Consider the following 12,378-nt stretch of genomic DNA (forward strand, 5'->3'; position numbering starts at 1 on the left):
GGCATGACGATGTTCCGGATGCCGATCTTCACCTGGAACGTGCTGCTGACCGGTGTGCTGGTCCTGCTCGCCTTCCCGGTTCTGGCCGCCGCGCTGTTCGCCCTGGAGGCGGACCGTAAATTCGGTGCCCATGTATTCGACGCGGCAAATGGCGGAGCGCTGCTCTGGCAGCACCTCTTCTGGTTCTTCGGCCATCCCGAGGTGTACATCATTGCGCTGCCGTTCTTCGGCATCATTTCCGAGATCATTCCGGTGTTCTCCCGGAAGCCGATGTTCGGTTACATCGGTCTGATCGCGGCGACGATTTCGATTGCCGGTCTTTCGGTCACGGTCTGGGCGCATCACATGTATGTGACGGGCGGCGTGCTGTTGCCGTTCTTCTCCTTCATGACGTTCCTGATCGCGGTCCCGACGGGTGTGAAGTTCTTCAACTGGATCGGCACGATGTGGAAGGGATCCCTTTCCTTCGAAACGCCGATGCTGTGGACGATCGGCTTCCTGATCACCTTCACCTTCGGTGGTCTGACCGGTGTCATCCTGGCCTCGCCGCCGATGGACTTCCACGTCTCCGACTCGTACTTCGTGGTGGCCCACTTCCACTACGTCGTCTTCGGCACGGTCGTCTTCGCGATGTTCGCCGGCTTCCACTTCTGGTGGCCGAAGTTCACCGGCAAGATGCTCGACGAGCGCCTCGGCAAGATCACCTTCTGGACGCTGTTCATCGGCTTCCACGGCACCTTCCTCGTCCAGCACTGGCTGGGCGCCGAGGGCATGCCGCGTCGTTACGCCGACTACCTCTTTGCCGATGGGTTCACCACGCTGAACACCATCTCCACGATCAGCTCGTTCCTGCTGGGCCTGTCGATCCTGCCGTTCATGTACAACGTCTGGAAGACCGCCAAGTACGGCGAGAAGATCGAGGTCGACGACCCGTGGGGCTACGGCCGCTCGCTCGAGTGGGCCACGTCCTGCCCGCCGCCGCGGCACAACTTCCTCACCCTGCCGCGTATTCGCTCCGAATCCCCGGCGTTCGACCTGCACCACCCGGAGATCGCGGCCCTCGACGCGCTGCACAACGGCCACGGCTCCTCGGATGACAAGTCCCTCGCCGGCGGCAAGGAGGCTGGCAAGTGAAGATCCAGGGCAAGATGTTCATCTGGCTCGCCGTCTTCGTCCTCGCCATGGCGATCGTCTATGGCGTCTGGTCGAAGGAGCCGGCGGGCACCACCGCACTGTTCCTCGCCTTCGGCCTGTGCATCATGGTCGGCTACTACCTGGCCTTCACGGCCCGGCGGGTCGACGCGGGTGCGCAGGACAACGAGAACGCCGAGGTCTCGGACGACGCCGGTGAGCTGGGCTTCTTCAGCCCGCACAGCTGGCAGCCGCTGTCCCTGGCCGTCGGTGGCGCGCTCGCCTTCATGGGCGTCGTCTTCGGCTGGTGGCTGCTCTACTTCTCGCTCCCGGTGATCTTCGTCGGCCTGTTCGGCTGGGTCTTCGAGTACTACCGCGGCGAGAACCGCACCCAGTAAGGCGTGCGGCACGGCATGCCGTAAGGACGGCCCGAGCGCCGTACCGGGCGGGCCCGGACACCTCATCAGGTGTCCGGGCCCGCTGTCGTTCCGGCGTGGCGGCGCGCCCGGCGGGCACCCCATTTGCAGTCATCCAGCGCGCCGTAAGAGGGGATTCTTCATATTTTTGGGGTATGAGTAACAGACCTCGAACCCGGACGGTGCTGAGCTGCGGCCTCCTGATAGTGCCCCTGGCGGTGACCGCCACCGCCTGCGGGGACTCGTCGTCACAGCCGCTCTCCGCCCAGCCCTACGACGCGGCCGACCAGATCTCGGCCAACACCCCGGACGGCAAGCAGAAAGCGGATCCCGACAAGCCGCTTGAGGTCTCCGTCAAGGGTGACGAGGCGCGGATCACGGACGTGACCGCCACCGACTCCTCCGGCCGCTACATCCGCGGCGAACTGAGCGCCGACGGCAGGCGCTGGAGAACCACCGTCCCACTGGCCGCCGGAACGCGCTACACGGTGCGGGTGAGCACCGAGGACGAGGACGGCGCCCCCGGCCGCAAGACCCTCGTCGTCGACACCACCGACAACAACGACGACCGGCTCCGCGTCAAGTTCGGCCCCGACACCGGCGAATACGGGGTCGGCCAGCCCGTCACCGCCGAACTGAGCAAGGAAGTCGGCGACCCCAAGCAGCGGGCCGTCATCGAAAGCGCCCTGAAGGTGGACTCCACCCCGCGCGTCGAGGGCGCCTGGCACTGGGTGGACGGCAAGTCCCTGCACTTCCGCCCCAAGCACTACTGGCCCGCCCACGCCACCATCTCCGTCCACAGCAACCTGGACGGCCTGAAGATCACCCGTGGGCTCTACGGAGGCCCCGCCAAGCCCGTGAAACTCACCACGGGCGACGCGGTGGAGGCCATCACTGATGCCGCGTCACACCACATGACGGTGCTGCGCAACGGTGAGGAAATCCACACCATCCCCGTCACCACCGGAAAGCCCGGCTTCTCCACCCGCAACGGCGTCAAGGTCGTCCTCGGCAAGGAGAGCTTCGTACGGATGCGCTCCACCACCGTCGGCATCGCCGCCGGAAGTTCGGACTCCTACGACCTGCCGGTCCACTGGGCCACCCGGGTGACCTGGAGCGGCGAGTATGTGCACGCCGCCCCCTGGTCCGTCGGATCGCAGGGCGCGGCCAACGTCAGCCACGGCTGCACCGGCATGTCCACCGGCAACGCCCAGTGGTTCTTCAACAACGTCCGGGTGGGCGACATCGTCAAGGTCGTCAACAGCGGCGGCGACACCATGTCGCCGTTCGACAACGGCTTCGGTGACTGGAACATGCCGTGGAAGGAATGGCGGGCCGGCAGCGCGCTGAAGAACAAGGCCTCCAAGACCACAGGAGCGGCCGAGCGCGAGCAGGACTCCTCCTCCGATGCCCGGCTGCGCCCGCAGCTCTGAAGGCCCTTCAGTAGCCGCCCAGGCCGCTCGTCAGGCCCTTTCGCCGGGCCGCCCGCTTCAGGCCTGTACGAGCGCCCTGCGGCGCAGCAGCGAGGCCAGTGAGTCCGCGAACGCCACCGGGTCGATGGGGTGGGTCACCGCGGCGTCCGCACGGCTCCAGGTCGCCAGCCAGGCATCCTGCGGGCGGCCGATGAGCAGCAGCACCGGCGGGCAGTTGAAGATCTCGTCCTTGATCTGCCGGCACACGCCCATCCCGCCCGCGGGCGCGGTCTCGCCGTCCAGCACACAGACGTCGATCCCGCCCTGCTCCAGGGCCGTGAGGACGGCCGGGGCGGTGGCGCACTCCAGGATCTCGACCTGCGGGACGTCGGGGGCGGGGCGCCGGCCGACCGCCAGCCTGACCTGCTCGCGGGTGTTGGCGTTGTCGCTGTAGACCAGCACCGTGGCAGTCGCCTGCATCGTTCCTCCAGCTTGTCGGTGGGCCGGCTATCGGGTCGATCGTTGCGCGGATGCTACTCCCGTAACGGGTGCCCGCAGCAGGGTTCGTACCGATTGGCGATCTGTCCGACAGCCCGTCAGGACCGGTCGGCGGCCGTCCCGGGGCCGCCCGGGACGTGCCCGCTTCCTTCCTTTGGGCGACCGCCGCACAGGTCCCCGCGAGCAGGCCGTACGTCCTTGACACACCGAACGGCACCCCCCGGAGTGAGGGCGGGATAAGCGACCGACATAATGTCGGTCGTGGCGACAGCAACGACAGTAGAAACCGGGCACGCGCACCCGACGGTCAATCGGCCGAACCTCACCAGTGTCGGAACCATCATCTGGCTGAGTTCCGAGCTGATGTTCTTCGCGGCCCTCTTCGCGATGTACTTCACCCTGCGATCGGTGACCGGTGCGGAGTATTGGAAGGAATCGGCCGAGGCGCTGAATCTTCCGTTCTCCGGAACCAACACCTTCATCCTGGTGCTCAGCTCTCTGACCTGCCAGCTCGGCGTTTTCGCCGCCGAGCGCGGCGACGTCAAAAAGCTCCGCGCCTGGTTCGTGGTCACCTTCGTCATGGGCGCGATCTTCATCGGCGGTCAGGTCTTCGAGTACACCGAACTGGTCAAGCACGAGGGCCTCTCGCTCTCGTCCGGCCCGTACGGCTCGGTGTTCTACCTGACCACCGGTTTCCACGGACTGCACGTGACGGGCGGACTCATCGCCTTCCTGCTGGTCCTGGGCAGGACGTACGCGGCCAAGAGGTTCACCCACACGCAGGCCACCGCGGCCATCGTCGTGTCCTACTACTGGCACTTCGTCGATGTCGTCTGGATCGGCCTCTTCGCCACGATCTACCTGATCAAGTAGTCCGGTCCCGCACCGGACCGCATTCCAGACATAGCCAAAGCATCGACGCAGAAGATCCTGACACCGGGGTAATCCGTGAAAAAGCTCTCCGCACGACGGCGCCATCCGCTGGCGGCGCTCGTCGTCCTACTCTTCGCGCTGGCGGTCACTGGGGGGCTGTACGCCGCGTTCGCGCCGGCGGACAAGGCTCAGGCCGATGACACCGCCCAGTCCCTTGCCATCAAGGAGGGCAAAAAGCTCTTCGCCGTGGGCTGCGCAAGCTGCCACGGCACCGGCGGTCAGGGCACCTCCGACGGCCCCAGCCTGGTCGGTGTCGGTGCCGCAGCCGTCGACTTCCAGGTCGCTACCGGCCGCATGCCCGCCCAGCAGCCCGGCGCCCAGGTGCCGCGGAAGCGGAACATCTACAACAACGCCCAGATCGAGCAGCTCGCGGCCTATGTGGCGTCGCTGGGTGCCGGTCCCACCGTCCCCGACGAGAAGCAGTACAACGCGGACGGCGCCGACATCGGCAAGGGCGGCGAACTGTTCCGCACCAACTGCGCGCAGTGCCACAACTTCACCGGTGAGGGCGGCGCCCTCACCAACGGCAAGTACGCACCGACGCTCGAGGGCGTGGACCCGAAGCACATCTACGAGGCCATGGAAACCGGCCCGCAGAACATGCCCTCCTTCGGTGACGGCTCGCTGAGCAAGCAGAACAAGAAGGACATCATCGCGTACATCGGCGCCGTCAACGGCGATGAGTCCGAGAGCCCCGGCGGCCTGGACCTCGGCGGTCTCGGTCCGGTCAGTGAGGGTCTCTTCGGCTACATCTTCGGCCTGGGCACGCTGGTCGCGGTCGCCATCTGGGTCGCAGCCCGGACTACGAAGGCCAAGAAGTCATGAGTGAGACTGAACGACACGAAGACGTGCCAGAAGACAAGCTCCCCGAGCGGGAGACGGCGCACGAAGGCGCGCTGGCGACGGCGGAGAACCCGTTCGCCGACCCCGGCCTGCCGGAGCACGAGCACCGCATCCAGGACATCGACGAGAAGGCCGCCCGCCGCTCCGAGCGCATGGTGGCGCTGCTCTTCCTGGTGTCGATGCTGGCCACGGTCGGCTTCATCGCCTCGTACGTGGCCGTGCCGATCGACAAGATCGTCTACATCTGGCCGATCGGGCACATCAGCGGCCTGAACTTCGCGCTGGGCCTCACCCTCGGCGTCGCGCTCTTCTGCATCGGTGCCGGCGCGGTCCACTGGGCCCGCACCCTGATGTCGGACGTGGAGGTCGCCGACGACCGCCACCCGATCGAGGCCACCCCCGAGGTCAAGGCCAAGGTCATGGCGGACTTCGCGGAGGGCGCCAAGGAGTCGCAGTTCGGTCGGCGCAAGCTGATCCGCAACACGATGTTCGGTGCGCTGACCCTGGTCCCGCTCTCCGGCGTCGTCCTGCTGCGTGACCTCGGGCCGCTGCCCGGGACGAAGCTGCGGACGACGAACTGGAAGAAGGGCGTCCGGCTCGTCAACCAGTCCACCAACCTTCCGCTGCGTCCCGAGGACATCGCGGTCGGCTCCCTGACCTTCGCCAAGCCCGAGGGCCTGGAGGAGGACAGCGAGGACTTCAACGAGCACATCGCCAAGGACGCCCTGATGCTCGTGCGGATCCAGCCGCAGGACATCAAGGACAAGCAGGAACTGTCCTGGTCGCACGAGGGCATCGTCGCGTACTCGAAGATCTGCACCCACGTGGGCTGCCCGATCAGCCTGTACGAGCAGCAGACGCACCACGTGCTGTGCCCCTGCCACCAGTCGACCTTCGACCTCGCCGACGGCGGCAAGGTGATCTTCGGTCCGGCCGGACACGCCCTGCCGCAGCTGCACATCACGGAGAAGGACGGCTTCCTCGAGGCCGCGAGCAGCTTCGCGGAGCCCGTCGGCCCGAGCTTCTGGGAGCGCGGATGAGTAACGAGACAAGCGCGACCAACCCGCGCCGCGGCCAGGCGCCGCGGGGCGAGCGGATCGCCGACTGGGCGGACGGCCGGCTGGGCATCTACAGCCTCGCCAAGTCCAACATGCGCAAGATCTTCCCGGACCACTGGTCCTTCATGCTGGGTGAGGTCGCGCTCTACAGCTTCATCATCATCATCCTGACCGGTGTCTATCTGACGCTGTTCTTCCACCCGAGCATGGCCGAGGTGACCTATCACGGTTCCTATGTGCCCATGCAGGGGATCCGGATGACCCAGGCCTTCGAGTCGACGCTGGACATCAGCTTCGACGTCCGCGGTGGCCTGCTCATCCGCCAGATCCACCACTGGGCGGCGCTGGTCTTCCTGGCCGCGATGATGGTCCACATGATGCGGGTGTTCTTCACGGGCGCCTTCCGCAAGCCGCGCGAGGTCAACTGGCTGTTCGGCTTCCTGCTGTTCGTGCTGGGCATGTTCACCGGCTTCACCGGCTACTCGCTCCCCGACGACCTGCTCTCCGGCACCGGCGTGCGGTTCATCGAGGGCGTCATCCTGGCGATGCCGCTGGTCGGCTCGTACCTGCAGATGTTCATCTTCGGCGGCGAGTTCCCGGGCCACGACATCATCCCGCGGTTCTTCACGGTGCACGTCCTGCTGCTGCCGGGCATCATGCTCGGCCTGCTGGTGGCGCACCTGATCCTGGTCTTCTACCACAAGCACACGCAGTTCCCGGGTGCCGGCAAGACCAACAGCAACGTCGTGGGCATGCCGCTGCTGCCGGTCTACATGGCCAAGGCCGGAGGCTTCTTCTTCCTGGTCTTCGGTGTGATCTCGGTGATCGCCGCGGTCGCCAGCATCAACCCCGTGTGGGCCATCGGGCCGTACCGGCCGGACCAGGTCTCCACCGGTGCGCAGCCGGACTGGTACATGGGCTTCGCCGAGGGCCTGGTGCGTGTCATGCCGGGCTGGGAGTGGGACTTCTGGGGCCACACCATCAACTTCGGTGTGCTGATCCCGATCCTGATCTTCCCGCTGGTCCTGGTCGCCATCGCGGTCTACCCGTTCGTCGAGTCCTGGGTCCGCGGCGACAAGCGTGAGCACCACATCCTGGACCGCCCGCGCAACGCCCCCACCCGCACCGGCTTCGGTGTGGCCTGGCTCGTCGCGTACTTCGTGATGCTGATCGGCGGCGGCAACGACCTGTGGGCGACGCACTTCCACCTGTCGCTCAACTCGCTCACCTGGTTCGTCCGGATCGGCTTCTTCGTCCTTCCGGTGCTGGCCTTCATCGCCACCAAGCGGATCTGCCTGGGTCTGCAGCGGCGCGACAAGGACAAGGTGCTGCACGGCCGCGAGTCCGGCATCATCAAGCGCCTGCCGCACGGCGAGTTCGTCGAGGTCCACGAGCCGCTCGGCCAGGAGCAGCTGCACGTGCTCACCCAGCACGAGCAGCCCGCCCCCTACGAGCTGGGCCCGGAGGTCGACGAGAACGGCGTCCGCCGCAAGTTCACCCGGTCGCAGAAGCTGCGTGCCAAGCTCTCGAAGACCTACTACGGCGAGGACAACGTCATCCCCAAGCCGACGGTCGAGGAGTACCAGGAGATCACCAGCGGCCACGGCCACCACTGATCACCACAGCGCTGTAAGGCGCACGTAGTACGCCACCCAGAGGGCCCCGTCCGAGCACCGGACGGGGCCCTCCGGCGTTCCCGCGGCTCGATAGGGTGAGGTCACAGGCAGTAGACAGACCAGGAGTGTGGACCATGAACGTTGTGACCCCGGTTGGCGGCGACAGCGTGGCGGCCCACACCTGGCCGGGCATCCTCAACGCCCTGCTGGACGGCCGTGACCTCGCCGCCGACGACACCGCCTGGGCGATGGACAAGATCATGCGGGGCGAGGCCAGCGACGCCCAGATCGCCGGGTTCGCGGTGGCCCTGCGCGCCAAGGGCGAGACCGTCGCCGAGATCTCCGGCCTGGTGCGCACCATGTACGCACACGCCCGGCTGATCGAGGTGCCCGGCCCCAGCGTCGACATCGTCGGCACCGGCGGCGACGGTGCCAAGACCGTCAACATCTCCACGATGTCCTCGATCGTGGTGGCCGGCACCGGCGCCAAGGTCGTCAAGCACGGCAACCGCGCGGCGTCCTCGGCCAGCGGCGCCTCCGACGTCCTGGAGAAGCTCGGCGTCAACCTCGACCTCACTCCGCAGCGGGTCACCGAGGTCGCCCAGGAAGCGGGCATCACCTTCTGCTTCGCGGTGAAGTTCCACCCCTCGCTGCGCCATGTCGCCAATGCCCGCGGTCAGCTCGGCATCCGTACGACCTTCAATGTGCTGGGCCCGCTGACCAACCCCGCCCGGGTCCGCGCCCAGGCCACCGGCGTCGCCGACGCCCGGATGGCGCCGATCCTGGCCGGGGTGCTCGCCGAGCGGGGCTCGTCGGCGCTGGTCTTCCGCGGCGACGACGGCCTGGACGAGCTGACCACGACCGCCACCTCGAGGGTGTGGATCGTGCGGGACGGCGCGGTGCGCGAGGAGGCCTTCGACCCGCGGGACGTCGGCATCGACCTGGTGCCGGTGGAGGCGCTGCGCGGCGCGGACGCGTCGTACAACGCCGATGTGGCCCGCCGCCTGCTGGACGGCGAGACCGGCCCGGTACGCGACGCGGTGGTGCTGAACGCCGCGGCGGCGCTGGTGGCGCTGGAGCCGACGGACGCGCCGCTGGCGGAGCAGATCCGGGCCGGGATGGCGAAGGCCGCCGCGGCCATCGACTCCGGGGCGGCCAAGCGCGTGCTGGAGCGGTGGGTGGCCGCAACCAACGCCTGAGCACCCCGTCACGCACGGTGTGACGCAAGCCCCGGTCCGTCATCCGGACCGGGGCTTGCGGCGCATCGGCCGTATGGCATGATGCTGCGCAGGTCACGAGTGACAGCGACACAGGCCCCGGCCCGCTGTCCGGCAACCCTCCGTCCGTGGCGGGGTGCCCCGGGTGATGACCAGGCCGCAGGCAGCGAGGTCTGCGGCAAGCGCGGATCCCTCGCCAGGGATCCTGGTCCTCGAGGGAGCCTCTTCCGTGATTCAGCGAATGCGATAGGGCCGTCGGCCCCTTTTCCGCACCCCTTTTCTTTCCCGCCGCGTGTGCTGTGCGGTGCCCTTCCGCGCACCCGCCCGCGGTGAATTCGCTTTCCTGTTACGGGAGTTCGCCATGTCTGTTTCCGCCGTTGCCGCCGACCGTTCCGTTTGTGCCCCGCTGCCGGTTCTGGGCCGGGATGTCACCGTCCCGCTCGTGACCGGCGGCGAGGCCGCCTACGCCGCACTGGACTACGCCGCCAGCGCCCCGGCCCTGCAGCGGGTCTGGGACGACGTGGCCGCCTACGCCCCGTACTACGGCAGCGTGCACCGCGGCGCCGGATACCTCTCGCAGCTGTCCACCGACCTCTTCGAGAACAGCCGGAAGACGATCGCGGACTTCCTCGGCTGCCGGGCCGACGACCAGGTCGTCTTCACCCGCTCCACGACCGACTCGCTCAACCTGCTGGCGGCCGTACTCCCGGACCGCACCCAGGTGTTCGTCTTCGAGACCGAGCACCACGCGTCGCTGCTGCCGTGGGAACAGCGCGCGGACACCGCCGTGACGTACCTGAACGCGCCGCGCACCCCGCAGCAGGCGGTGGCCATCCTCGAGCAGGCGCTGGCCGAGCGCGAGCCGTGCTCCGCTTCCGGAGACTCGGTGAAGAGCGGAGGCGGAGCGCAGCGGAGCGGTCCCGCCCTGGTGTGCGTCACCGGCGCCTCGAACGTCACCGGTGAGCTCTGGCCCGTACAGGAGCTGGCGGCCGCCGCGCATGCCCACGGCGCCCGGATCGTCCTCGACGCCGCGCAGCTCGCCCCGCACCACCCCGTCGACATCGCGGAGCTGGACGTCGACTGGGTCGCCTTCTCCGGACACAAGCTGTACGCGCCGTTCGGCGCCGGGGTGCTGGCGGGCCGCGCGGACTGGCTCCAGGACGCGGAGCCGTACCTGGCGGGCGGCGGCGCCAGCCGCAAGGTGTCCCGCCGCGCGGACGGCGGCGTGGACGTCGAGTGGCACACCACCGCGGCCCGGCACGAGGCCGGCTCCCCGAACGTCATCGGTGCCTACTCCATCGCCTCCGCCTGCCGGGCGCTGACCGAGGCCGGGTTCGACCAACTGGTCGCCCGCGAGCAGGCGCTGATCGCCCGGGTCCGGGCGGGCCTGGCCGAGGTGCCCGAGGTCAACGTCCTCTCCCTCTTCGGCGACGACGCCCCGCGGGTGGGCGTGATCTCCTTCGTCGTCGAGGGCTGGAACAGCTCGCACTTCGCGGCCGCGCTGTCCGCCGAGTACGGCATCGGCGTCCGCGACGGCCTCTTCTGCGCCCACCCGCTCGTACGGACCCTGCTCGGCAGTGAGCCGCAGGAGCCGGGGGAGTGCGGTGCGCCCGAGGCGGCGCCGGGTGAGCGTTCTCTGAACGCCATCCGGGTCAGTTTCGGCGCCGGCACCCCCGACGAGCATGTTGACCGCTTCGTGCGAGCGGTCAAGGAACTGGTCGCGGACGGCGCGCGGTGGAACTACCGCACCGAGGACGGCCGTTGCGTACCCGCGTCCGCGTAGGCCTTTTCCCACCGCTCCGCTGCGCTTTGCCTGGGCCGACGTGCCTGGCTTTGCCTCCGTTTGGCGGGCTGGTGCCGCTGCGCGGGGCTGTTCGGCTGAGGGACCGGGCCTCCGGACTCCGTCCTGCGGCCCGGCCCCTCCCCGTTGTGGGGGGAAGAAAACCGGTGGGGGTGTGCGTAGCGACGCACGCCCCCACCGGCCCTTTCCGCCCACCCACGGGAGGGGACGGCCCGCAGGACGGAGTCCGGAGGGCCGTCACCGCACCCGACAACACCACGCCCGCCGCTGGGGGTACCTCCCACGCCCTTTAGGGCAGTGGGGGAGCAACGGCGAGACACCACCACGGAGGGAAAGCCAACAACGTGGGGCGCAGACGCTACGCGTCTACGCGTCCAGGCCGATGGCGAACGCCGCCTCCAGGTCGTGCTGGGAGTACGTGCGGAACGCAATGTGCGTCTCGGTCGAGGCGACGCCAGGGACCTTGCTGATCCGGCCAGGGATGACATCGGCAAGGTCGTCGTGGGCGGCGACCCGCACCATGGCGATCAGGTCGTGCGCACCGGTGACGGAGTAGACCTCGCTGACGCCGTCCAGCGCGGCGATCTGCTGGGCGATCTCCGGGATCTGGTCCACGCTGGTCTTGATGAGCACGATCGACGTGATCACGGCTGGCTCTCTCCCTCGGTCGCCGGGGCGTTCTCCCTGGTGGACCCCACACTATCCCTCCCGTAGCGCACCCAGGCGTACAGGAAGCCGAGCGCGAACCCGACCACATGGGCGAGGTAGGCGACGCCGGGGCCGTGGGGGCCGGCCTGTGCGGCCTGCCACTGGAGGACGAACCAGAAGAGCAGCACGATCCAGGCGGGGAAGCGCAGGGGGAGGAAGAAGAGGAAGGGGAAGACGCTGGTGACGCGGGCCCTGGGGAAGAGGTAGAGGAAGGCGCCGAGTACGCCGGAGATCGAGCCGGAGGCGCCCACCAGGGTCTGGCCGGAGGTGGCGTGCGCGGCGGCGTAGCCGAGCAGGGCGAGGTAGCCGGTGGCGAGGTAGAAGGCGGTGAACGGCAGCCGCCCCATCCGGCTCTCGGTCATGCCGCCGAAGACGTACAGAAACAGCATGTTGCCGAGCAGGTGCAGCCAGCTGCCGTGGACGAACAGCGCGGTCAACGGGGTGATCAGGGCGCGGAGCGAGCCGCTCCACAGATCGAGCGGAATCACGCCCCAGCGCTCGAAGTAGGCGGTCTGGGCCTGTAGCAGGGCGTCGCCGTGGCCGTACACATGGTTCAGGCCGGAGGCCGGGCCGATCGCGAAGATGACGCAGCACAGCCCGATGAGGACGTTCGTCGTCCGGGAGAAGGCCGCTGCCAGGGAGCGGGCGGGGTGCGGTGGCCGGGGGATGCCCGGGAACAGGGGCGGCGCCGTCATGAAGTGATCATGGCGTAATGGGGGCATTCGGGACAGAGTGCCTCGCCGTG

At 68.3% G+C, this 12,378-nt stretch carries 12 protein-coding genes and 1 riboswitch; of the genes, 9 read left to right on the forward strand and 3 right to left on the reverse strand.

All coding sequences use genetic code 11. The features are described 5' to 3' along the window. The 3 genes from AB0D04_RS28405 to AB0D04_RS28415 all read left to right on the forward strand — a co-directional run. Nucleotides 1-1,134, forward strand: a 1,134-nt coding sequence (locus AB0D04_RS28405; protein ID WP_362708831.1) for a cbb3-type cytochrome c oxidase subunit I, incomplete at its 5' end; no start/stop codon positions are given. Then, a complete protein-coding gene (locus AB0D04_RS28410; protein WP_362708833.1) occupies nt 1,131-1,529 on the forward strand; it encodes a cytochrome c oxidase subunit 4 in 399 nt (132 codons plus the stop codon). The genes AB0D04_RS28405 and AB0D04_RS28410, both read left to right, overlap by 4 nt. Nucleotides 1,530-1,702: 173 nt before the next feature. After that, nucleotides 1,703-2,980 (forward strand): Ig-like domain-containing protein, encoded by a 1,278-nt coding sequence (locus AB0D04_RS28415; RefSeq protein WP_362708836.1) that lies wholly within the window; start codon nt 1,703-1,705, stop codon nt 2,978-2,980. Between the two features lie 57 nt (nt 2,981-3,037). On the opposite strand, the gene AB0D04_RS28420 is transcribed toward AB0D04_RS28415, so the two are convergent. Beyond that, the gene (locus tag AB0D04_RS28420; RefSeq protein WP_362708837.1) at nt 3,038-3,439 is read right to left on the reverse strand and encodes a hypothetical protein; all 402 of its coding nucleotides are present in this window, start codon (nt 3,437-3,439) and stop codon (nt 3,038-3,040) included. Between the two features lie 270 nt (nt 3,440-3,709). On the opposite strand from AB0D04_RS28420, the gene AB0D04_RS28425 reads away from it, so the two are divergent. The 6 genes from AB0D04_RS28425 to AB0D04_RS28450 all read left to right on the forward strand — a co-directional run bounded on the left by AB0D04_RS28425 (nt 3,710) and on the right by AB0D04_RS28450 (nt 10,907). Further along, nucleotides 3,710-4,330 (forward strand): heme-copper oxidase subunit III, encoded by a 621-nt coding sequence (locus AB0D04_RS28425; RefSeq protein ID WP_362708839.1) that lies wholly within the window; start codon nt 3,710-3,712, stop codon nt 4,328-4,330. A 75-nt stretch (nt 4,331-4,405) separates the two neighbouring features. Then, nucleotides 4,406-5,215, forward strand: a complete 810-nt coding sequence (locus tag AB0D04_RS28430; protein ID WP_362708841.1) for a c-type cytochrome — start codon at nt 4,406-4,408, stop codon at nt 5,213-5,215. Further along, nucleotides 5,212-6,273 (forward strand): Rieske 2Fe-2S domain-containing protein, encoded by a 1,062-nt coding sequence (locus AB0D04_RS28435; protein ID WP_362708843.1) that lies wholly within the window; start codon nt 5,212-5,214, stop codon nt 6,271-6,273. Before AB0D04_RS28430 ends, AB0D04_RS28435 begins: the two co-directional genes overlap by 4 nt. Further along, nucleotides 6,270-7,907: a ubiquinol-cytochrome c reductase cytochrome b subunit gene (locus AB0D04_RS28440; protein WP_362708846.1), complete on the forward strand. Its 1,638-nt coding sequence runs from the start codon at nt 6,270-6,272 to the stop codon at nt 7,905-7,907. The genes AB0D04_RS28435 and AB0D04_RS28440 overlap by 4 nt, the downstream gene beginning before the upstream one ends. A gap of 134 nt (nt 7,908-8,041) precedes the next feature. Continuing rightward, the gene (trpD, locus tag AB0D04_RS28445) at nt 8,042-9,106 is read left to right on the forward strand and encodes an anthranilate phosphoribosyltransferase (RefSeq protein ID WP_362708848.1); all 1,065 of its coding nucleotides are present in this window, start codon (nt 8,042-8,044) and stop codon (nt 9,104-9,106) included. Nucleotides 9,107-9,197: 91 nt separating this feature from the next. Further along, nucleotides 9,198-9,315, forward strand: a riboswitch (SAM riboswitch). A gap of 170 nt (nt 9,316-9,485) precedes the next feature. Further along, nucleotides 9,486-10,907, forward strand: coding sequence for an aminotransferase class V-fold PLP-dependent enzyme (locus tag AB0D04_RS28450; RefSeq protein WP_362708851.1), 1,422 nt, complete (start codon nt 9,486-9,488; stop codon nt 10,905-10,907). Nucleotides 10,908-11,291: 384 nt separating this feature from the next. Here the strand turns inward: AB0D04_RS28450 and AB0D04_RS28455 are convergent, their stop codons facing one another. After that, nucleotides 11,292-11,573 (reverse strand): Lrp/AsnC ligand binding domain-containing protein, encoded by a 282-nt coding sequence (locus AB0D04_RS28455; RefSeq protein WP_362708852.1) that lies wholly within the window; start codon nt 11,571-11,573, stop codon nt 11,292-11,294. Continuing rightward, nucleotides 11,570-12,328: a rhomboid family intramembrane serine protease gene (locus tag AB0D04_RS28460; protein ID WP_362708854.1), complete on the reverse strand. Its 759-nt coding sequence runs from the start codon at nt 12,326-12,328 to the stop codon at nt 11,570-11,572. The genes AB0D04_RS28455 and AB0D04_RS28460 overlap by 4 nt, the downstream gene beginning before the upstream one ends. Nucleotides 12,329-12,378: the final 50 nt, after the last annotated feature.

Origin of the sequence: Streptomyces sp. NPDC048483 (assembly GCF_040651455.1) — a bacterium.
Taxonomy (GTDB): domain Bacteria; phylum Actinomycetota; class Actinomycetes; order Streptomycetales; family Streptomycetaceae; genus Streptomyces.